The organism is Dietzia sp. 111N12-1 (assembly GCF_001658045.1).
Taxonomy (GTDB): Bacteria; Actinomycetota; Actinomycetes; order Mycobacteriales; family Mycobacteriaceae; genus Dietzia; species Dietzia kunjamensis.
This window is the reverse complement of record NZ_LSSV01000043.1, coordinates 1-20,982: the sequence shown is the minus strand read 5'-3', so window position 1 is coordinate 20,982 and position 20,982 is coordinate 1. Positions and strand designations below refer to the sequence as shown.

Annotated in this window: 14 protein-coding genes and 1 pseudogene; 5 read left to right on the top strand and 10 right to left on the bottom strand. The window is 70.6% G+C overall.

The window, feature by feature from the left end; genetic code table 11:
- Nucleotides 1-12: 12 nt before the first annotated feature.
- A complete protein-coding gene (locus AYO52_RS11505) occupies nucleotides 13-690 on the bottom strand; it encodes a hypothetical protein (RefSeq protein WP_067717344.1) in 678 nt (225 codons plus the stop codon).
- 112 nt (nucleotides 691-802) lie between these two features.
- Between AYO52_RS11505 and AYO52_RS11500 the strand changes: the two are divergent.
- Nucleotides 803-2,203: pseudogene (locus AYO52_RS11500) on the top strand (amidase); the annotation flags it as partial.
- A 3-nt stretch (nucleotides 2,204-2,206) separates the two neighbouring features.
- On the opposite strand, the gene AYO52_RS11495 reads toward AYO52_RS11500, so the two are convergent.
- Complete coding sequence (locus AYO52_RS11495) at nucleotides 2,207-2,674, bottom strand: Lrp/AsnC family transcriptional regulator (protein ID WP_067717341.1); 468 nt, start codon at nucleotides 2,672-2,674, stop codon at nucleotides 2,207-2,209.
- A gap of 167 nt (nucleotides 2,675-2,841) precedes the next feature.
- Here AYO52_RS11495 and AYO52_RS11490 point away from each other — a divergent pair, with 167 nt between their 5' ends.
- Nucleotides 2,842-6,459 (top strand): indolepyruvate ferredoxin oxidoreductase family protein, encoded by a 3,618-nt coding sequence (locus tag AYO52_RS11490; RefSeq protein WP_067717338.1) that lies wholly within the window; start codon nucleotides 2,842-2,844, stop codon nucleotides 6,457-6,459.
- Nucleotides 6,460-6,482: 23 nt separating this feature from the next.
- Here the strand turns inward: AYO52_RS11490 and AYO52_RS11485 are convergent, their stop codons facing one another.
- The 6 genes from AYO52_RS11485 to sucC all read right to left on the bottom strand — a co-directional run bounded on the left by AYO52_RS11485 (nucleotide 6,483) and on the right by sucC (nucleotide 13,341).
- Nucleotides 6,483-7,112 (bottom strand): TetR/AcrR family transcriptional regulator, encoded by a 630-nt coding sequence (locus tag AYO52_RS11485; protein ID WP_067717335.1) that lies wholly within the window; start codon nucleotides 7,110-7,112, stop codon nucleotides 6,483-6,485.
- Between the two features lie 26 nt (nucleotides 7,113-7,138).
- Nucleotides 7,139-8,710, bottom strand: a complete 1,572-nt coding sequence (purH, locus tag AYO52_RS11480) for a bifunctional phosphoribosylaminoimidazolecarboxamide formyltransferase/IMP cyclohydrolase (RefSeq protein ID WP_067717332.1) — start codon at nucleotides 8,708-8,710, stop codon at nucleotides 7,139-7,141.
- On the bottom strand, nucleotides 8,707-9,288 hold the full coding sequence (purN, locus tag AYO52_RS11475; RefSeq protein WP_067717350.1) for a phosphoribosylglycinamide formyltransferase: 582 nt from the start codon (nucleotides 9,286-9,288) through the stop codon (nucleotides 8,707-8,709). The genes purH and purN overlap by 4 nt, the downstream gene beginning before the upstream one ends.
- A 148-nt stretch (nucleotides 9,289-9,436) precedes the next feature.
- Nucleotides 9,437-11,122, bottom strand: a complete 1,686-nt coding sequence (locus AYO52_RS11470) for a DUF6350 family protein (protein WP_067717329.1) — start codon at nucleotides 11,120-11,122, stop codon at nucleotides 9,437-9,439.
- A gap of 127 nt (nucleotides 11,123-11,249) precedes the next feature.
- Nucleotides 11,250-12,152: a succinate--CoA ligase subunit alpha gene (sucD, locus tag AYO52_RS11465; protein WP_067717326.1), complete on the bottom strand. Its 903-nt coding sequence runs from the start codon at nucleotides 12,150-12,152 to the stop codon at nucleotides 11,250-11,252.
- Between the two features lie 22 nt (nucleotides 12,153-12,174).
- Nucleotides 12,175-13,341 (bottom strand): ADP-forming succinate--CoA ligase subunit beta, encoded by a 1,167-nt coding sequence (sucC, locus tag AYO52_RS11460; protein WP_067717323.1) that lies wholly within the window; start codon nucleotides 13,339-13,341, stop codon nucleotides 12,175-12,177.
- 318 nt (nucleotides 13,342-13,659) lie between these two features.
- Here sucC and AYO52_RS11455 point away from each other — a divergent pair, with 318 nt between their 5' ends.
- The gene (locus AYO52_RS11455; protein ID WP_227022049.1) at nucleotides 13,660-14,508 is read left to right on the top strand and encodes a M23 family metallopeptidase; all 849 of its coding nucleotides are present in this window, start codon (nucleotides 13,660-13,662) and stop codon (nucleotides 14,506-14,508) included.
- A gap of 76 nt (nucleotides 14,509-14,584) precedes the next feature.
- Here AYO52_RS11455 and AYO52_RS11450 read toward each other — a convergent pair whose 3' ends face one another.
- Entirely contained in the window at nucleotides 14,585-17,083 is a 2,499-nt protein-coding gene (locus AYO52_RS11450; RefSeq protein ID WP_067717320.1) for a UvrD-helicase domain-containing protein, read from the bottom strand.
- A 39-nt stretch (nucleotides 17,084-17,122) separates the two neighbouring features.
- Nucleotides 17,123-18,559 (bottom strand): sodium:alanine symporter family protein, encoded by a 1,437-nt coding sequence (locus AYO52_RS11445; protein ID WP_067717318.1) that lies wholly within the window; start codon nucleotides 18,557-18,559, stop codon nucleotides 17,123-17,125.
- A gap of 46 nt (nucleotides 18,560-18,605) precedes the next feature.
- Here AYO52_RS11445 and AYO52_RS11440 point away from each other — a divergent pair, with 46 nt between their 5' ends.
- Both AYO52_RS11440 and pgi read left to right on the top strand, forming a co-directional pair.
- The gene (locus tag AYO52_RS11440) at nucleotides 18,606-18,932 is read left to right on the top strand and encodes a chorismate mutase (protein ID WP_007626029.1); all 327 of its coding nucleotides are present in this window, start codon (nucleotides 18,606-18,608) and stop codon (nucleotides 18,930-18,932) included.
- A gap of 122 nt (nucleotides 18,933-19,054) precedes the next feature.
- Nucleotides 19,055-20,713, top strand: a complete 1,659-nt coding sequence (pgi, locus tag AYO52_RS11435; protein ID WP_007626028.1) for a glucose-6-phosphate isomerase — start codon at nucleotides 19,055-19,057, stop codon at nucleotides 20,711-20,713.
- Nucleotides 20,714-20,982: the final 269 nt, after the last annotated feature.

The window sequence follows — 20,982 nt, the reverse complement described above, 5'->3', positions numbered from 1 at the left end:
CGGAGATGCCCACTAGCTGGCGCGGGCCACGTACTGACCCATCTCGCGGACGACGTCGTTGACGCACTCCGCGCGGGTCAGGAACGGCAGGTGGATGACATCGGCGTGGGCACCGAGCGCCGTCAGCAGATGCAGGCCGTCGGGATCGACGCCCAGGACATACGGCGGCTGCGCCGGGTCTGCGGACCCGGCCAGCATGGCCAGGTCCGAGCCGAAGCGCGCCCGGATCTCGTCTGCGAGGCCCGGCGCCTCGCATGCCAGGGGATCCGACGGCACCGCGTCCAGGCAGCCCGCGTGGACGGTGCCCTCGTGCCCCAGCCGGCGGATGTCGAGGTCGCCGAGTTCGATCTCGATCTCGACCACCCAGCCCTCACCCTGCCGTGCCGCACGCGCCACGCCGAAGCCGTACAGGCTCGCGACGTGGACCTTGGCCTCGACGATCGGGGCGAACTCGTCGATCATGACGACCACCTCGACCGACTCTCCCGGCGCGACCATCAGTGCGGACCAGGGGGCCGGGGTCCCGGTGACGATGATCGCCCCCTCCCCGACCCAGCGATGGCCGGCGGAGACCATGACATCCGACCGGTTCTTGGTCCCGCGTACGGCGACCGTCGCGATGCCGGCTCCGTCGAGCAGACGGCGCGCGCCGGTGGTGATCGGATCCGACACGACCGGGTGCGCTGCCATCGATTGCCTCCAGAGACGGGCCCCGCCCGCCGATGCGTTAGGTGACCCTCGCCTTACTTAGGTACCCCTAACCGCCCCTGCCCGGCCCCACCCCGACACCGCGCGGGTCCACGCCTTCCGTGACGACGCACTCGGGTACGACGACGCCACCGCCCTCGCCGAGCGGGTCCGCGGCGGCGAGGTGTCACCGACCGAGCTCGTCGAGGCCGCCATCGAACGATGCCAGCAGGTGGATCCGGCGCTCGGCGCCCTGGTCTTCACCGCCTTCGACAGGGCCCGCGAGCACGCACGCCGGACCGCGGACTCGCGCCTGTCCTCGCCGTTCGCCGGCGTGCCGTCGGCTTTCAAGGACGCGGTGCAGGTCGAGGGCGCCCCGATGCGGCTCGGCTCCCCCGCCGTTCCCGACTCCCCCGCCCTCCACGACGGCGACTACGCACGTGCGTTCCGCGCCACCGGCCTGATCCCGTTGGGCATCACCGCCATGCCCCCGTTCGGCTGGACCGCCGCAACCGAACGGCAGGGCGGCCTGGTGACCCGCAACCCGTGGAACACCGGCCGCACCAGTGGCGGCTCCTCGGGTGGTTCCGCGGCCCTCGTGGCCGCGGGGGCGTTGCCGATCGCGCACGCCAACGACGGCGGGGGGTCGATCCGGATACCCGCGGCGGTCACCGGGCTGGTCGGGTTCAAGCCGAGCCGGGGTAGGCACACCGACGAGAAGTTCTCCCGGGGCATGCCGATCCCCATCGTGTCGCAGTCGGTGGTCTCCCGGTCCGTCCGGGACACCGCCACGTTCCTCACCGCGTTCGAGGCGAGCCACCTCCCGGTCGGCGTCCCCCCGGTGGGCCCCGTCGCCCCCGCCCCGGCACGGCGCCTGCGCATCGGACTCGTGGAGCAGAGCCCGGCGGGCGGTGCGACCGATGCCGCGACCCTGGCGGTCCTCCGCGAGACCGCCGTGCGGCTGGCCGGACTGGGCCACGAGGTGGTGCCGACCGAGGCTCCCGTCCCGACGGGGTTCCGGGACGACTTCATCGCTTACTGGGGGCTGCTCGCGCTGAGCACGTCATCGTCCGGGCGCAGGCTCTTCGACCCCGATTTCGACCCGGCCGAACTCGACCCCTTCACGATCGGGCTCGCGCGGATGGCCCGACGGAACATCGCCTCGCTTCCCCTGCACCTACTGCGGTTGGCGAGGACCCGGCGGCAGTTCGACGCGAGGTTCGGCGACCTCGACGTGTACATCAACCCGGTGGTCGCCCACGAGACCCCGGAGGTCGGGTACCTGGACGCGGACCTGCCGTTCGAGACCCACCTGGAGCGGGTCTCCAACTGGGTCACCTTCACCCCGCTGCAGAACATCGCGGGGTCGCCGGCCGTCTCGCTGCCCACCGGTCACGCGCCGGACGGGATGCCCGTCGGCGTGCACTTCTCCGCCCGCAGGGGGCAGGACCGGCTCTTGCTGGAGCTGGCCTCGGAGTACGAGGCCGCCCATCCGTTCGCCCGGATCTGGGAGTGAGGCTCACTCCCCCAGCAGCTGGGTGACGCGCGGCCCGACCCGCTGACGCAGGATCACCTCGGTGCGGGTGCGCAGGACGCCGGGCGTGGAGATGATGGCGCTGAACACCTCCTCGAGGTGGGCGTGGTCCCGCGCGACGACCCGGCAGACGACGTCGAACTCGCCGGCGATGCTCACCACCTCGAGCACCTCGCGCACCTGCGCCAGCCCCGCACACGTCTCGTCGAGCCTGGCCTGCGCCACCTGGATGTGCACGAGCGCGCCCAGCGGGTACCCGAGGGCGGCGGGGTCGAGCCTCGGCGCCCACGAGGCGAGCACACCGCGCGCCTCCAACTTGTCGAGCCGGGCCTGGGCGGTGCCCCTGGCCACCCCGAGTCGTCGCGAGAACTCGCGGACCCCGACGCGCGGGTCGGACAGGACGATGTCAAGGAGCCGCCGGTCGGTGTCGTCCAGGTTGGGTGAAGGGTCCATGTGTCCACGGTATACGACGACGAGGTGGACAGATGGTCCAGTCATGACGCACACACGGGACCCCGAATGTGCAGACTGTTCGATCTCGGACTGGCCGCGTGACGCGCCTCACAGTTCGTCCTAGCCTGGGGGGACATCGTTCGTCTCGCGAAGGCCAGGTGTTGATCATGACCTCTCTCCTCCACCCCACGGACGGCACGCATGACGACCTGCCGCGGACCGGGCAAGCGGACGCCGGATCGTTCTCCCTCTCCGATCGCTACACGCGCGAGAGCGGCACGGTCTTCCTCTCCGGGATCCAGGCACTGGTCCGGACGGTCCGCGACCGGGCACGGCTCGACCGCAGGCAGAATCTGCTCACCGCGAGCCTGGTCAGCGGTTACGAGGGATCGCCGCTCGCGGGGTACGACCTCGAACTGGCCAGGCGTCGCGAGTTCCTCGGGCCGTTCGACATCGTGCACCGCCCCGCCCTCAACGAGGAGGCGGGCGCCACGGCGGTGATGGGGTCCCAGCTCGCCCGGCGCACGGGCACCCTGCGCGCCACCGCCAACACCGGCGGTGCCGCCCTCCAGGGGATCGTGGGGTACTGGTACGGCAAGGCGCCCGGCCTGGACCGTGCCACCGACGCGTTGCGGCACGCCAACCTGATAGGCACCGATCCGAACGGCGGCGCGGTGGTGCTGGTCGGCGACGATCCGGGCGCCAAGTCCTCCACCGTGCCGTGCGCGTCCGAGTTGGCACTCGCGGACCTGTACATGCCGACGCTCTACCCCGCGGACCCGCAGGACGTCCTGGACTTCGGCGTCCACGCCGCGATCCTGTCCCGGGTCTCCGGCCTGTGGTCCGCGATGAAGATCTCGGCGCACGTCGCGGACGCCTCGGCGACCGCCCTCGTCGATCCCGACCGGATCCTGCCCGTGTACGGCGACCTCGGGACGAGCCCGCACGTGCCGTCCGGTCGGCTCCTGGGGGCCAGCCTCATGGAGCTCGAGCAGAACCAGCTCACCATCCGCCTTCCCCGCGCGCTGGAGTACGCCCGCCTCAACCGTCTCAACCGGATCGTGCAGTCGACCCCGGACGACCGGATCGGGGTCGTCGCGGCCGGGAAGACCTACCTGGACGTCCGTGAGTCACTGCGCCGCCTCGGGATCGGCGACGACGAGCTGGGCCGCCGCGGGATCCGCATCCTCAAACTGGGCATGATCTACCCCGTGGAGCGCACGATCCTCGACGAGTTCATGTCCGGTCTCGACGAGGTGATCGTGGTGGAGGAGAAGCGCGACTTCATCGAGACCATGATCCGGGACATCCAGTTCCGCAAGCCCGGGGTGGCGAACGTGGTCGGCAAGGCGCACGAGGACGGGTCCACCCTGTTCAGCCGGTTCGGCGAGCTCGACGTCGATTCCGTCACCCGCGGCCTGGCGCAGCGTCTCGGCCCGGTCCACGGAATCGAATCGGCTCGGGCCTGGCTCGACGGCCCGGGACGCGGACGTTCCCGGATCGCGCTGCCGCTCGCCACGAGCCGCACCCCGTACTTCTGCTCGGGGTGCCCCCACAACAGCTCGACCAAGGTCGCCGACGGCACGCTCGTCGGCGGGGGCATCGGCTGTCACGCGATGGTGCTCATGATGGACGAGGAACAGGTCGGCCACGTCACCGGAGTCACCCAGATGGGCGGCGAGGGGATCCAGTGGACCGGGATGGCGCCGTTCCTCACCGAGCGGCACATGGTGCAGAATGTCGGCGACGGCACCTTCATGCACTCGGCCTCCCTGGCACTCCGGGCCGCCGTGGCCTCCGGCGACAACATCACCTACAAGCTCCTCTACAACGGGACGGTGGCGATGACCGGCGGTCAGGACCCCGTCGGCGAGATGACCCTGCCCGAGATCCTCCGGCTCCTGCAGGCCGAGAAGGTCGCGAGGATCGTCGTCACCACCGACGACGTCAGGGCGACCCGGTCCCGAGGCCTGCCGAGGGGAGTGGAGGTCCGCGACCGGGTGGACACCCTCGAGGTGCAGCGGGAACTCGCGGCCGTCCCGGGGGTCACGGTTCTCGTGCACGACCAGTACTGCGCGGCCGAGAAGCGCCGCCGCCGCAAGCGTGGCACCTATCCCACGCCGGACGAGCGGGTGGTGATCAACGAGCGCATCTGCGAGGGATGCGGGGACTGCGGCCGGAAGTCCAACTGCCTGTCGGTCCATCCGGTGGAGACCGAGTTCGGCCGGAAGACGCAGATCGACCAGTCCACCTGCAACTTCGACTTCTCGTGCCTGGAGGGTGACTGCCCCGCGTTCGTCACCGTCGTCCCCGGTGAGAAGTCCCGGCGGGTGACGTCCGCGCCTGCCCTGGCGGCCGACGCGATCCCGGAGCCGGCCCGCGCCGGGGTCGCGCCCGACCGCGGTTTCTCCCTGCGGCTGACCGGGATCGGTGGCACCGGCATCGTCACCGTCTCGGCGATCCTCGCCACCGCGGCCGTCCTCGACGGCCACTCGGCGCGCACCCTGGACATGACCGGGCTCGCCCAGAAGGGCGGCGCGGTGGTCTCCGACGTCCGCGTGACCCGCACGCCGACCGAACAGCCCCCGAAGATCGGGGCCGGCGACTGCGACCTCTACCTGTGCTGTGACGGCCTGGTCGGCGCGGACAGCACCCACCTGAAGGTGGCCGCTCCCGATCGCACCACGGCGGTGGTGTCCACCACTCAGATACCCACCGGGAAGATGGTGATCGACACCTCCGAGCACTACCCGACCACCTCGGACATCCAGGCGATCATCGACCCGACCACCTCGCGCGGGCTGTACCTCGACCCGGGGGCGCTCACCGAGCAGCTCTTCGGGTCCACCCAGACCGCCAACATGCTCATGGTCGGGGCGGCGTACCAGAGCGGGGCCCTGCCGATCTCGGCGCAGTCGATCGAGCGGGCGATCGAGCTCAACGGGGTGGCCGTCGACGCTAACCTGCAGGCCTTCCGTCGCGGCCGGCAGGCGGTCGCCGAGCCGAACGCCCTGGCGGCGTTGGCGGCCGGGTTGCACCGCCCGGCCGGAACGGCCACGGCGGGCCGGCACGTGCCCTCCCCCGCGGCGGAGCGATTGCTGACCCACCTCGACGCCGACGCCTCCGACGAGCTCCGCGACGTGGTCGCGCTCCGGGTCGACGAACTGATCGGCTACCAGGACGAGGCGTACGCGGCCGACTACGTCCGGCGCGTAGAGGAGGTCCGCGCCGCCGGGTCCCTCGAGGACGGCGACCCGGCCGGGCCGACCTCCGAGCAGCTCAGCCTCGCCGTGGCCCGCAACCTGTTCAAGGTGATGGCCTACAAGGACGAGTACGAGGTCGCCCGCCTGGCCGTGGATCCACAGTTCGCGACGCAGGTCGACGAGGACTGGGGCGAAGGGGCGGTGGCCAGACTGAAGTTGCATCCCCCGGTGCTGCGCGCGATGGGAATGAAGAAGAAGATCTCGATCGGCCCGCGGGCCATGCCGACGATGAAGGCGTTGGCCCGGATGAAGCGACTGCGCGGCACGCGGATGGACCTCTTCGGCTACGCGGAGGTCCGCCGCGTCGAGCGTGAGCTGCTGGCCGGGTACCGGGATCTCGTCGCCGACCTGGCCTCGGAGTTGCGGCGCGCGGGCCCGGTGGGCAAGGACGCCACCTGGCGGGCGACCGCGGTGGCGCTCGCGGAGCTGCCGGACATGGTCCGCGGCTACGAGCACGTCAAGCTCGCGAACGTCGAGCGCTACCGGGAGGAGATGGCCCGCCTCCGGTCCGCCCTCACCTGATCGGCACACACCCGGGCAGGCGCTCAGGACCGCAGCGCCGCCGAGGCCATCGCCGTGAGCACGCGCCGAAGGTCGGCCTCGGCCATGGCCGGCAGCCGGGGGCTCGAGTTGAGGAGCCCGAACACCGCGTGGACGTGGGCCCGCGCCTCGATCGACGAGAGCTCGGGACGCACCCGCACCAGGGCGTCCACCCACAACTGCGCGTACTCCCGCTGCAGGGTGCGCACCTCGTGCCGGGGAGCGGCCGGCAGGGAACCGAGGTCGCGGAACTGCACGCTGATGAGATCGGGCTCCGTGGCGACGAAGTCCACGTGCACCCCGAGCAGGGCATCGAGCACATTCACCGGCTCGCCGGCCCGCTCGACCGCCGCCCGCCCACCGTCCCGCAGGCGACGGGAGATGTCGAGCAGCATCTCGGCCAGTACGTCCTCCTTGGAGGTGAAGTACCGGTACATGCCCGGCCCGGAGATCCCGACCTCGGCACCGATGTCGTCCAGCCGCACGGCGTGGAATCCGCGCCGGGCCATGAGGCGGGCGGCAGCCACGAGGATCTCGTCACGGCGCCGTGCCTTGGCCCGGGCGCGCGGGGTCAGCGGGGCCGCGGCGTCCTGCCGCTCGCCCACGCCGCTGCCCCCGGCCCCGGTCTCCGTCATGTCAGTGCCATCTCGGAAGCGCCGTCTCAGTGGAAGAAGTGCCGGGCGCCGGTGAAGTACATGGTGATCCCCGCCTTCTCCGCGGCCTCGATCACCTCGGCGTCCCGCACGGACCCGCCGGGCTGGACCACCGCGCGCACGCCGGCCTCGGCGAGCACCTCGAGACCGTCCGCGAAGGGGAAGAACGCGTCCGACGCGGCGACCGACCCGGTGACCCGCTCCCCCGCGCGCTGCACGGCGAGCCGGGCGGAGTCGACGCGGTTGACCTGGCCCATGCCCACGCCCACGGTGGCCCCGGACTGCGCGAGCAGGATGGCGTTGGACTTGACCGCGCGGCACGCGCGCCACGCGAACAGCAGGTCGCGCAGGGTCTGCTCGTCGGCGTCGTCGCCGCACGCCTTGGTCCAGCCGGCGACCACGTCGCCGTCCGCGTCGAGCGAGTCACGTTGCTGGACCAGCACGCCGCCGGAGATCTGCTTGCGCTCGAACTCGCCCTCGGCGGGCGCCTGCGCCGAGAGGATGCGGATGTTCTTTTTCCGCTGCAGGATCTCCACGGCACCGTCCGCGTAGGACGGGGCGATGATCACCTCGGTGAAGATCTCGGCGACCTGCTCGGCCATCTCCACCGTGACCTCGCGGTTGGCTGCGATCACGCCACCGAACGCGCTGACGGGGTCGCACTCGTGCGCGGCGCGGTGGGCGGCCGCGATGTCGGCGTCGATCGCGATCCCGCACGGGTTGGCGTGCTTGATGATCGCCACGCACGGCTCGGCGTGATCGAAAGCGGAGCGCCACGCCGCGTCGCCGTCGACGTAGTTGTTGTAGCTCATCTCCTTGCCGTGCACCTGGGTGGCCTGGGCGAGGCCGGGCGCGGCGGCAGCGTCCGTGTAGAGGGCGGCGCTCTGGTGCGGGTTCTCGCCGTAGCGCAGGGTGGCGGCGAGGTCGAGGCTCTGCCCCTGCCAGACCGGGAACTCGCCGGAGCCGCCCGCTGCCCCGTCGCCCGCGGTCTGTGCGGTCATCCACGTGGCCACGGCGACGTCGTAGGCCCCGGTGTGGCGGAACGCGGCGGCGGCCAGACTGCGGCGCTTCTCGAGGGTGAACCCACCGGCCGCGACGGCCTCGAGCGCCTCGCCGTATCCGGCGGGGTCGACGAGCACAGCCACCGACGGGTGGTTCTTCGCGGCCGCGCGGACCATCGACGGTCCGCCGATGTCGATCTGCTCGACGCAGGCGTCGTAATCGGCGCCGGAGGCGACGGTGTCGGTGAAGGGATAGAGGTTGACGACGACGAGCTCGAACGGCTGCACACCGAGGTCGGCGATCTGCTCGAGGTGCTCGGGCTTGCGGGTGTCGGCGAGGATGCCGGCGTGAACCCGCGGGTGCAGGGTCTTGACGCGGCCTTCGAGGCATTCCGGGAACCCGGTCAGCGCGTCGACGGGCGTCACGGCGACCCCGGCGTCGGCGATACGCTGCGCGGTCGAGCCGGTGGAGACGATCTCGACCCCGGCGTCGGCGAGCCCCCGGGCGAGCTCGGTGAGCCCGGTCTTGTCGTAGACGCTGATGAGTGCGCGGCGGACGGGCCTGCGGGAATCGGTCACGTTAGGTGCACCTTTCGACCTTCGATGTGGAGTCGGCCACGGGCGGCGGCCGCGAGGACGTCGACGAGCATCTCGCGCTCGACGACTTTGATGCGTTCATGGAGGGTGGCCTCGGTGTCGTCCGGGTGGACGTCGACGGCACGCTGGGCGATCACGGGTCCGGTGTCGACGCCGGCGTCGACCAGGTGGACGGTGCTGCCGGTGACGGTCACCCCGTAGGCGAGCGCGTCGCGCACCGCATGGGCGCCGGGGAACGACGGCAGCAACGCCGGGTGGGTGTTGAGCACGCGACCGTCGAACCGTCCGAGGAACGCGGCGCCGAGGATGCGCATGAAGCCCGCCGAGACCACCCAGTCGGGATCGAACCCGCTCACCACGTCGGCGAGGGCGCGGTCCCAGTCGGCGCGGTCGGCGTGGTCGCCGGGCCGGACGACGGCCGTCGGGAGGTCGGCGCGGCCGGCCCTGGCGACGGCCTCGCAGTCGCGGTCGGAGACCAGCGCGACGATGCGGTACGGGCAGCCGGGGGCGTCGGCGGCGTCGAGCACGCTCTGCGCGAGGGTCCCGGAACCGGACGCCATCACCACGACGCGACGGGCACCGGCAGGGTCGGCATCAGGGGAGCCGGCGCCGGGTGGAGAGGCGCTGGGGGTCTCGCTACCGACCACGTCCGGCTCTCCTACCCGTCGATCCTCAGACCCACCGGGAGCGCGGGCCACGGCTGGGAGTCTAGTCGGCCGCCCCTCTGCCCTCGGCAGGCAGACCGGTCGGATCGTCGGAGTCGGACTGTGCATCGCCGGGTTCGGCATCGTCGGCCACCGCGTCCCCACGCCGGGTGTCCTCGGACTCGCCCTCGTCGACCCGGACCTCCTCGGACTGATCCTCGGCGGGCTGACCCTCCGCGGGCTGCTCCTCCGCCGGCCGTGGGTCCTCGACCACCGCCGGAGATGGCGGACCCCCGGCAACCGTGGCGTCCTCGTCGGCAGCCGGGTCGAGGTCTGGCTGCGCGTCCACCTCGGCTTCCGCGGCGGTGTCGGAAGCGGCGACCTCGTCGTCGACCCCGGCGCTGTCGACCCCGGCGTCCTCGACACCAGCGTCCTCGACACCGGACGTGCTGGCCTCGCCGACCTCGCCCACCCCGCTCCCGGTCGGGTCCTCGACCGGATACTCCGCCGGGTCCTCGACCGGGTCCTCGACCACCGGGGCGGTCCCGGCGCGGCGACGACGCCGCTCGAGTTCGCTCTCGGCCCGCTCGCGGCGCCGAGTCAGGCCCGCCAACGACAAGGCGATCGTCGCCGACCCGATGATGCCGAACAGCACCAGGGCCATCGACGCCGCGATGAGCGAGCCCGTCCCGACCATGCCCAGCATCCCCAGCCGACCGCCCGCGATGACCGGGCTCACCGCGATCACCAGGGCCACGATCCCCGCGGCCAGCCACGTCGCCTTGACGGCGTCGCCCGTCGTGCGGAACCAGTGCGCGACCGACCTCGCGAGCCCGGCCGCCACGAACACCGTCACGAGCAACAGGCCCTGCACGACCCAGTGCGGGTTGGTGGTGGGCAGGACGGCCGCCAACGGCACCTCAGGCATCGGCCCCCGGGACACCGCGAACACGCTGTACGAGGCCTCGCCCAGGTGCGCCTCCCCGCCGACCATGAGCGCGGCCCCCGTCATCACCACATTGGGCAGGTACGCCACCGAGATGCCCGCGAGCGCGGCCGCGCCCACGACGCCCTTGCCGATCTCCAGGACCGACCCCACCGGCTCCCACGCCATCACCAGTCCGACCAGCACCAGCAGTGTCGCGACGGCCCACGTCGCGGCGACGAACGCGGCGCCCAGGTGGATCCCCCCGCGCACCCACAGCGGCAGTATCTCGCGCAGGTCGCGACGGAAGTACAGCCACACCCCCAGCCCCGAACCCACGATCCCCACACCCGCGGTCCACAGCAACGCCGTCGGCAGGGCCGACTCGCGCACCGCGAAATCCGAGGCGGCCGACCCGACCAGCAGCGTCGCCAGCCCGGTCAGCAACAGCCCCGCCAGCGTCACACCGGCCATCGCCGCCCCCGCCTCGCGCGGGCCCGGCTGCTCGACGTCCGCCAGCACCGCACGGGTCTGCCGGGCCAGGACCGCCACATAGATCAGCGCGGGCAACAACGGCAGGAACCCCAGCTCGACCCGGTCCACGGTCAGCGGCACCCGGTTGACCACCAGCCACTCCACCGCGACCACCGCGAACAGCGAGTCGAATCCGTCGGCGGTGAACAGCAGAACCGCCAGGGTGAGCGCCGCCAGCACCAGTACGGAGACGATGACGGGCAGCGCCGCGGCGGCCGCCGTCCACAACAACGAGCGGGCACCCGCGGGCGACCGTCTCGCAGCGGGCCGGATGACGCGTGGGGGACTCACTCTGACAACCGTAGATACCCGCCGGCGCGGGGCACCCCCGGCACGCCGCGACCCCCGCCATCCGGGGATGACGGGGGTCGCTGGGGCCTGCTCACTCGCGGTGGCCGGGAGGGCCACCGCGGGCGGATCACATGGCGTCGAGAAGATCCTTGGCCAGCTGCGCGGTCTCGGACGGCGTCTTGCCGACCTTGACGCCCGCGGCCTCCAGGGCCTCCTTCTTGGCCTGCGCGGTACCCGCGGAGCCGGAGACGATGGCGCCGGCATGGCCCATCGTCTTGCCCTCGGGGGCGGTGAAGCCGGCCACGTAGCCGACGACCGGCTTGGTGACGTTGGCCTTGATGTAATCGGCCGCACGCTCCTCGGCGTCGCCGCCGATCTCGCCGATCATGACGATGACCTTGGTCTCCGGGTCGTTCTCGAAGGCCTCGATGCAGTCGATGTGCGTGGTGCCGACGATCGGGTCGCCACCGATGCCGATGGCGGTCGAGAAACCGTAGTCGGCCAGCTCGTACATCATCTGGTAGGTCAGGGTGCCCGACTTGGACACCAGACCGACCGGCCCCTTGCCCGCGATGTTGGCCGGGGTGATACCGACCAGCGACTCGCCCGGCGTGATGATGCCCGGGCAGTTGGGGCCGATGATGCGGGTCTTGCCGCCCTTGGCGACGTTGTAGTTCCACGCGGTGGCGGTGTCCAGCACCGGGGCGCCCTCGGTGATGACCACGGCGAGCCCGATCTCCGCGTCCACGGCCTCAATGATCGCGTCCTTGGTGAACGGCGGCGGGACGAACAGAATCGTCGTGTCGGCGCCAGTGGCCTCCATGGCCTCCTTCACGGAACCGAACACGGGCAGCTCGACGTCGTTACCGTCGGCGTCCTTGTGGGACACCGTCGTGCCGGCCTTGCGGGCGTTGACGCCGCCGACGATCTGGGTACCGGCCGCGAGCATGCGGGCGGTGTGCTTGCTGCCCTCGCCGCCGGTGATGCCCTGGACGATGACCTTGTTGTCCTTGTTGAGGAAAATCGACATGTGTGTAAGGTCCTTTAGCTTCTTACTTGGCGGCCAGCTCGGCGGCCTTGTCGGCGCCGGAGTCCATGTTGTCGGCCAGGGTCACGAGCGGGTGGTTCGCCTCGGCGAGGATCTTGCGACCCTCCTCGACGTTGTTGCCGTCGAGCCGGACCACGAGGGGCTTGTTGGCCTCGTCGCCCAGGATCTCCAGGGCCTTGACGATGCCGTTCGCGACCGCGTCACACGCGGTGATGCCGCCGAAGACGTTGACGAACACGCTCTTGACCTGCTCGTCATTGAGGATGACGTCGAGACCGTTGGCCATGACCTCGGCAGAGGCACCGCCGCCGATGTCGAGGAAGTTGGCGGGCTTGACGCCGCCGTGGTTCTCGCCCGCGTAGGCGACGACGTCGAGGGTCGACATGACCAGACCGGCGCCGTTGCCGATGATGCCGACCTGTCCGTCCAGCTTGACGTAGTTGAGGTCGTTCTCCGCGGCCTTCTGCTCGAGCGGATCCGTGGTGCCCGCGTCGGCGAAGTCGGCGAAGGTCTCCTTGTGACGGAACTCGGCGTTCTCGTCCAGGGTGACCTTGCCGTCGAGCGCGAGGATCTCGTCATTCGGCGTACGGACGAGCGGGTTCACCTCGACCAGCGTGGCGTCCTCCTTGATGAAGACGTCGTACAGCTTGGCGATGGTCACCGCAGCGGCGTCCAGCACCTCCTCCGGCAGGTGGCCGGCCTTCGCGATCTCGCGGGCCTTGGCCTCGTCGACACCGACCGTGGGGTCGATGTTGATCCGGGCGAGGCGGTCCGGGGACTCCTCGGCGACCTGCTCGATCTCGACGCCGCCCTCGACCGAGCACATGGCCAGGTAATTGCGGTTCGACCGATCGACCAGGAAGGAGATGTAGTACTCCTCCGCGATGTCGCTGGCCTCGGCGACCAGCAGGTTCTTGACGATGTGGCCCTTGATGTCCAGGCCCAGGATGTCCTCGGCCCGGGCGCGGGCCTCCTTGGCATCCTCCGCCAGCTTCACGCCGCCGGCCTTGCCACGGCCTCCGACCTTGACCTGCGCCTTGACGACGACAGGCTTGCCGATCTCGGCCGCAACCTTCTCGGCCTCTTCCGCGGTGTCCGCGACGCGCCCCGGGGTGGTGGGCACGTCATGCTTCGCGAAAAGAGCCTTTGCCTGGTATTCAAAGAGATCCATCAGCTCACCATCTTGACGTGGGTAGATTCGCCCGGCCCTGTCGAAAGCCGAGTCCTGCCTCATCCTAGGCGCGTGGTGTGTCCCCCGTCGCACACTGGGGGTAGCTGTGTGTAGTGGATCACACCGGACGGCAGTCCGAACCGTCACACCCCACACATGCGCACCCCGGAGCCCCTCGGGCACCACGAGTCGCACCGGTGTGACGCACCCCTCCCCCACGCGCCGCCGACAACCTTGCGGCACCGTTGCCGATCCGTTACGTTGGACGACGTTCATCACGAAAAGATCACGGCGCGAACGCAGAGGGGAAACGACACGGTGCAGAAGTCGCAATTCGAGGAAGCCGCGACTCCCGTCGTCATCCCCCCTGTCGGTGCGCACCGGGTCGGCCGTCACCGGATGCCCGCGCCGCCGCACGCACTGCGCGGTCGCGCAGCCGTCCTGGCCGTCGCGGCCGGCGCCGCGGTGACCGCGGCTTCGGCCGGCTCCGCCATGAGCGACACGAGCACCCACTCGGCCGAGGCCGGGGACATCGCCCTGCTCGCCAACGGGGAGCCCGCCCCCGCCACCTCCGCGCCCGGTGCACCGTCGACCTCGGCGCCGGCGACGCCCTCGGCCCCGGCGCCGGTCGTCCTGCCGGCCGCTGCCGACGGCTCGTCCACCGATGACATCAGCTCGACGATGCTGTACGCGGGCACCGAGATCAACGCCCAGCGCGAGATCGCCGAGGAGCAGGCGCGACGGCCGAAGGTCGTCATCCCCGCGATCGGCGCGTTCACCTCCCCCTACGCGATGCGGTGGGGCGTGATGCACTCGGGCATCGACATCGCCAACGTCAACGGCACGCCCATCCTGGCTGCCACGGACGGCGTCGTGGTCGACGCGGGCCCCGCCCAGGGCTACGGCAACTGGGTTCGGATCATGTCCGACGACGGCACCATGACGGTCTACGGCCACATGGAGACCGTCGACGTCCAGAAGGGCCAGCGCGTCTACGCCGGTCAGAAGATCGCCGGTATGGGCAACCTCGGTTTCTCGACCGGCACCCACCTGCACTTCGAGGTGCTCGTCAACGACGGCCAGCAGCACGTCGATCCCGTCATCTGGCTGGCCGAGCACGGTCTCGACGTGCTCGCGGGCAGCGTCGCCTCCGCCTTCGGTAGCTGACAGTTCGACCTGTTCCGGCCGGGCCCACTCGATAGTTCGAGAGGCCCGGCCCCGGCGGCGCCATGACGCCTCTGCTCTAGAGCTTCTGCATGGGGACGCCCCCGATGAGCATCAGCCGGACCTTGCCCGACGCACCGAAGTCGATCGTCGCAGTGGCCCGCGGCCCACTGCCGTCGCAGGACAGCACCTTGCCGAGTCCGTACTTGTCATGGGTGACCCGGTCCCCCGGCGCCAGCTCGAGGGCGGGGGCGGACGCCTTCGCGCGGGGGATCCCGGACGACCGTCCACTCGCGGACCCGGCTCCACCTGAGCCGTACCCGCCCGAACCGTACCCGCCCGAACCGCCTCCGAAGCGGCGGCGCGGGACATACGAGTCGTCATCCCCGACACCGCCCCCACCGGCCGGCTCCTCGCGCTGCCATTCGATCGCCTCGGTGGGGATCTCCTCCAGGAACCGCGACCCGGGATTGGTCATGGGTTGCCCCCAGGACGAGCGCATCATCGCGCGGGTCAGGTATAGGCGCTTGCGGGCGCGCGTGATCCCCACGTAGGCGAGCCTGCGCTCCTCGGACAGCTCCGCCGGGTCCCCCAGCGCCCGCATGTGCGGGAAGAGTCCGTCCTCCATGCCGATGAGGAACACCACCGGGAACTCCAGCCCCTTGGCGGTGTGCAGGGTCATCAGAGTGACCTGCCCCTGATCCTCGTCCGGGATCTGGTCGGCGTCGGCGACCAACGAGACCCGTTCGAGGAACGCCGCCAGCGACCCGGGCTCCGCCAAACCCTCGTCGAGGTCGGCATCCGTCTGGTCGGGCACCGCACCCGCGGCCTCCCCGGCGTCCTCGATCCCGAAGCCCTGCTCCCGCGCGGAGCGCTGCAGTGCGGCCTCCGAGGAGAACTCCCGGCCCACGCCGACGAGCTCGTTGAGGTTGTCCAACCGGGCGGCGTCCTGCGGATCGTTGGACGCCTCCAGCTCGGCGCGGTAGCCGGTGCTCTCCAGCACGGCCTCCACCAGTGCCCCGACATCGGGCGCCGAGTCCTCCCCGGCGGCGTGACCGCTGCCGTCCAGCCGCCCCCGCAGGTCGTCGAGCATCTGCACGAACCCGGCGATCGCCTTGACGGACCTCGTCGGCAGCAGCGCCACCTTTCCCTCGGCCGCGTCCCGCAACGCGCGGCCGAACCCGATCCCCCGCTGCTCGGCGTGGACCACTACGCACGCCTCGGCACGATCCCCGATCCCTCGTCGGGGGGTGTTGAGGATCCGGCGCAGCGCCACGGTGTCGTCCGGGTTACCCAGCACCTTGAGGTAGGCGACGATGTCGCGCACCTCCTTGCGCTCGTAGAACCGGGTGCCGCCCACGACCTTGTAGGGCAGGCCCAGTCGGACGAACACGTCCTCGACCACGCGGGAGGAGTTGTTGGTCCGGTAGAACACGGCCATGTCGGAGTAGGAGGCCTCACCCGAGTCGACCAACCTGTCGATCTCCCCGGCGATGAACCTCGCCTCGTCGTGCTCGTTGTCCGCCACGTAGCCGACCAACAGCTCACCCGCGCCCTCGGAAGTCCACAGGTTCTTCTCCCGGCGGCCCGGGTTGCGCGAGATCACGGCGTTGGCGGCCGTGAGGATGGTCTGCGTGGAACGGTAGTTCTGCTCCAACAGGATGGAACGTGCATCGGGGTAGTCGTGCTCGAAGTCCTCGATGTTCCTGATCGTGGCCCCGCGGAACGCGTAGATCGACTGGTCGGCGTCACCGACAACGCAGAGTTCGGCCGGGGGGACGCCCACCTCGTCGTCGTCGTTCCCGGCCGCCCCGCCGACGAGCGTGCGCACCAGGACGTACTGGGCGTGGTTGGTGTCCTGGTACTCGTCCACCATGACGTGACGGAACCGCCGCCGGTAGTACGCCGAGACCTCGGGGTGGGCACGCAGCAGCGCGACCGTCTCCCCGATCAGATCGTCGAAATCGAAGGCGTTGGCCGCCTGCAACCTCGACTGGTACTCCGTGTAGACGGCCGCGACGGTCTGCCCGGTGCGGTCGGAGTCCTCCATCGCCCGGTCCATCGCCTCGGACGGCTCGCGCAACTCGTTCTTGTGGTTGGAGATGGCCGTGGCCAGCATCCGGGGGGTGAACTTCTTGACCTCGAGCTGCTGCTCCTTGGCGATCATCCCCAGCAGCCGCCGGGAGTCGTCCGAGTCGTAGATCGTGAAGTTCGAGTTCCGCGTCCCGAGCAGCGCGGACTGGGCGCGAAGGATCCGCACACAGATCGAGTGGAACGTCGCCACCCACATCCGCTCGGCGTGCGGGCCGACCAGTGTGGCGACCCTCTCGCGCATCTCGGCGGCGGCCTTGTTGGTGAACGTGATGGCCAGGATCTGCCCCGGGTGCGCGCCACCCTCGGCCAGCAGGTACGCGATCCGCCGCGTGAGCACGCTGGTCTTGCCCGAGCCCGCGCCGGCCACGATCAACAACGGGCCGCCGCGGTGCGTGACCGCGGCGGCCTGTTGTGGGTTGAGCCCGTCCAGGAGGGGCGAGCGGGGCGTGGTCGGTCGGGCGGAAGCGTGTGCGGTGTCGGTCATCGTGGGTCCAATCTACCCACTCGGTCCGACACCCCGGGCTCAGCGCTGACCGGCCCCCGTGAACTCCTTCACCTGGGACGCCGTGGCGGTCAGGCCGGGGTCGTTGTCCAGGTAGTGGCGCGTCTCGCGGACGATGAGGCCGGAGAGGACCAGGAGGCCGATGAGGTTGGGGATGGCCATGAGGCCGTTCATGACGTCGGCGAAGTTCCACACCACCTCGAGCTCGGTGACCGCCCCCACGAACACCACGCAGGTGAACACCATGCGGTACGGGATGACGCCGCGCGCGCCCACGAGCCGCTCCATACAGCGCTCGCCGTAGTACGACCAGCCGAGGATGGTGGAGAAGGCGAAGAACGCGATGGACACCGCCACCAGCTTGTCGCCCTCGGGGAAGGCGGAACCGAAGGCGTCGGCGGTCATCGTCCCGGCGCTGTCGCTGCCCTCCTGCCACACACCCGTGGTCACCAGCACCAGACCGGTGAACGTCACGACGATGATGGTGTCGATGAACGTCTGGGTCATCGACACCAGGCCCTGCCGGGTGGGGTGCGTGGTCTTGGCCGCCGCCGCAGCGATGGCGGCGGATCCCATACCGGACTCGTTGGAGAAGATGCCGCGGGCGACACCCATCTGGATGGCGTAGAGGATCGCCGAGCCGACGAAGCCGCCGACCGCCGAGGTGCCGGTGAACGCGTCCGAGAAGATCTGGGCGAACGCCGACGGGATCTGGCCGGCGTTGACCACGAGCACGACGGTCCCGCCGACGAGGTAGAGCACGATCATCAGCGGCACGAACCCGGCGGTGACGCGGCCGATCGCCTTGATGCCACCGAGCAGCACCGCGCCGGTGAGGACGAACAGGACGATCCCGGTGGTGACCTGTGGGACGCCGAAGGAGTTGTCCAGCTGGGTCGCCACCGCGTTGCCCTGGGTCATGTTGCCGATGCCGAAACTGGCCAACACGGCGAACACCGCGAACACGATCGACAGGACCAGGCCCACCCGGCCACCGGCGCGGCCGAAGATCTCCGCGAACCCGCGGTGCAGGTAGTACTGCGGGCCGCCGGACTGCTCGCCACGGGCGTCGGTGACGCGGTACCGGACCCCAAGGAACGCCTCGGAGTACTTGGACGCCATGCCGACGAGCGCGGTGATCCACATCCAGAACAGCGCACCCGGCCCGCCCAGCGCGATGGCCGTGGCGACGCCGACGATGTTGCCCACGCCGACGGTCGCGGCGAGCGCGGTGGTCAGCGCCTGGTACTGCGAGATGTCACCCGAGCCGCCGTCGTCGGTCCGCTTGAGCAGCCCGAGCCGCAGGGCGGGGCCGAGCTTGCGGAACTGCAACATCCGTAGACGGATCGTGAGGACCAGGCCGGTCCCGAGCAGCAGCGGAATGAGGACATACGGCCCCCAGATCACCGATCCGATGTCGGCGAGAAACGTGTTGAATTCATCCACGGGCGGAAACATTAGACGGTCTTTCACCGCTGTCGGGGCGCAGTGGGATAATTCAGCCATGAGCACCGACCCCGCCGGCCAGGAATCAGCCGGCACCGACCCCACCGGGACCGATCCCGCCGGCACCGACGACCCACTGTCCGAGGCCGAGATCCGCGAGCTGAGGCTCGAGATCGACCGGCTGGACGCCACGATCCTCGACGCGATCGTCCGCCGCAGCGAGATCTCCCGCCGTATCGGCCGGACGCGGATGAAGTCGGGCGGGACGAAGCTCGTGCACACCCGCGAGCTCAAGGTCTACGAGCGCTTCTCCTCGCTCGGTGAGGAGGGCCAGACCCTCGCCGGCATGCTCCTGCGCCTGGGCCGGGGCCGTCTGGGCCACTAGCAGCACCTGTCACTCCCCCGGCGCCCAGCTCACGTCGGGAGGTCCGATCAGGGAGGAGTTGCGGGGGTCACATCGCTGGAACGGGCGGCGGCACCCCGTTACTCCCGGTTAGCCTCGACGTCATGACCGACATCAGCACGACGGAGCAGTGGGCAGCGGTGGAGGACCTGGTCCCCTCGATCGGCGAGGTGAGTCTGCGGGAGCTGTTCGCCGCCGATCCCGAGCGCGGCCGCCGGATGACGGTCAACGCGGGCGACCTCCACGTGGACCTGTCCAAGCACCTGGTCACCGGTGAGATCCTGGCCGCCCTCACCGATCTGGCCCACGCCGCCCGACTGCCGGCGCAGCGGGCCGCCATGTTCCGGGGGGACCGCATCAACACAACGGAGGACCGGTCGGTGCTCCACACGGCGCTCCGCCTCCCGGCCGATGCCCAGCTCGTCGTCGACGACCGGGACGTGGTGGCCGACGTCCACGCGGTACTGGCGCGCATGACCGATTTCTCCCACCGCGTCCGCTCCGGCGAGTGGACCGGGTACACGGGTGAGCGGATCGACACGGTGATCAACATCGGTATCGGGGGTTCCGACCTGGGGCCGGTGATGGTCGACAGTGCGCTGCGCGGGCTCCAGACGGCCGGCATCCGCGCGCACTACGTCTCCAACGTCGACCCCGCCGACCTCTCGGCCACGCTCGCGGAGATCGATCCGGCCACGACCCTCGTCGTGGTGGCCTCCAAGACGTTCACCACCCAGGAGACCATGGCCAACGCCCACGCGACGCGCCGGCACTTCGTCGATGCCCTGGGCTCCGACAACGCGATCGCCTCGCATTTCGTGGCGGTGTCGACCGCTGCCGACAAGGTCGCCGACTTCGGCATCGCGGCGGACAACATGTTCGAGTTCTGGGACTGGGTCGGCGGACGCTACTCGGTGCCGTCGGCCATCGGGCTGTCGGTGATGCTCACGGCGGGGCCGCCGGCGTTCATCGAGCTGCTCGAGGGCTTCCACACGATGGACCTGCACTTCGCCACCGAGACACCCGAGCGCAACGCGCCGGTCCTCATGGCACTGCTGAGCATCTGGTACACGTGCTTCCTCGGGGCGCAGTCCAAGGCCGTCATACCGTACGCCCAGGATCTGCAGCGGTTCCCCGCCTACCTGCAGCAGCTCACCATGGAGTCGCTCGGCAAGTCGGTGCGCCTCGACGGCTCCGACGTCACCTACCCCACCGGCGAGGTCTACTGGGGCGAGCCCGGCACCAACGGACAGCACGCCTTCTTCCAACTCCTGCACCAAGGCACGCAGCTCGTGCCGGTCGACTTCATCGGCATCGCCCGCCCGGGCGCGGATCTGGACGCCTACCTCCCGGGTGAGCCGGGCGCGGTGTCCATGCACGACCTGCTGATGGCCAACCTGTTCGCCCAGTCGCGGGTGCTGGCGTTCGGCAAGACCGAGGAAGAGGTCCTCGCCGACGGCGTCGACCCAGCGCTCGCGCCCCACAAGGTGATGCCCGGCAACCGGCCGTCCACGACGATCCTCGCACCGTCGCTCTCCCCGGGCGTCGTGGGCCAGCTCATCGCCCTGTACGAGCACGTGGTGTTCACCCAGGCCGCCATCCTCGGCATCAACGCGTTCGACCAGTGGGGCGTCGAGCTGGGCAAGGCCCAGGCCGGCGAACTGCTCAGCGCTCTCACCGTCGACACCCGTCCCGACCCGGCCTTCGACTCCTCCACCGACTCCCTCGTCGAGATCTACCGCGAGGCCCGCGGCAGGCGCTGACACCCGCCCAGTATCGGCCCAGTATCTCCTCTCGCGCGCTGCGGGCCAGCGAACTCCGGCGCGATGCGCCCGCGTGCTCTCACGCGGTGCGCCCGCGTGCGATTCTGGGCCATGGCCACGATCTACGGGGCTTCGTCGGGAGGTGTTCTCGGATGCGCTGATCGATCACGTGCTCGCCGAGACCCGCTCGCGGGGGCTGGAGCTGACCGGCAAGGACGGCTTGTTGACCGAGATGCTCAAGGCAGTGAGTATTCGAGGGTTTGGGAGCC

Bases quoted from the DNA above. Each gene is read 5' to 3' on its own strand.
- AYO52_RS11505 (WP_067717344.1), bottom strand. From the start codon at position 690: ATGGCAGCGCACCCGGTCGTGTCGGATCCGATCACCACCGGCGCGCGC.
- AYO52_RS11495 (WP_067717341.1), bottom strand. From the start codon at position 2,674: ATGGACCCTTCACCCAACCTGGACGACACCGACCGGCGGCTCCTTGAC.
- AYO52_RS11490 (WP_067717338.1), top strand. From the start codon at position 2,842: ATGACCTCTCTCCTCCACCCCACGGACGGCACGCATGACGACCTGCCG.
- AYO52_RS11485 (WP_067717335.1), bottom strand. From the start codon at position 7,112: ATGACGGAGACCGGGGCCGGGGGCAGCGGCGTGGGCGAGCGGCAGGAC.
- purN (WP_067717350.1), bottom strand. From the start codon at position 9,288: ATGGCGTCCGGTTCCGGGACCCTCGCGCAGAGCGTGCTCGACGCCGCC.
- sucD (WP_067717326.1), bottom strand. From the start codon at position 12,152: ATGTCGATTTTCCTCAACAAGGACAACAAGGTCATCGTCCAGGGCATC.
- sucC (WP_067717323.1), bottom strand. From the start codon at position 13,341: ATGGATCTCTTTGAATACCAGGCAAAGGCTCTTTTCGCGAAGCATGAC.
- AYO52_RS11450 (WP_067717320.1), bottom strand. From the start codon at position 17,083: ATGACCGACACCGCACACGCTTCCGCCCGACCGACCACGCCCCGCTCG.
- AYO52_RS11445 (WP_067717318.1), bottom strand. From the start codon at position 18,559: ATGTTTCCGCCCGTGGATGAATTCAACACGTTTCTCGCCGACATCGGA.
- AYO52_RS11440 (WP_007626029.1), top strand. From the start codon at position 18,606: ATGAGCACCGACCCCGCCGGCCAGGAATCAGCCGGCACCGACCCCACC.
- pgi (WP_007626028.1), top strand. From the start codon at position 19,055: ATGACCGACATCAGCACGACGGAGCAGTGGGCAGCGGTGGAGGACCTG.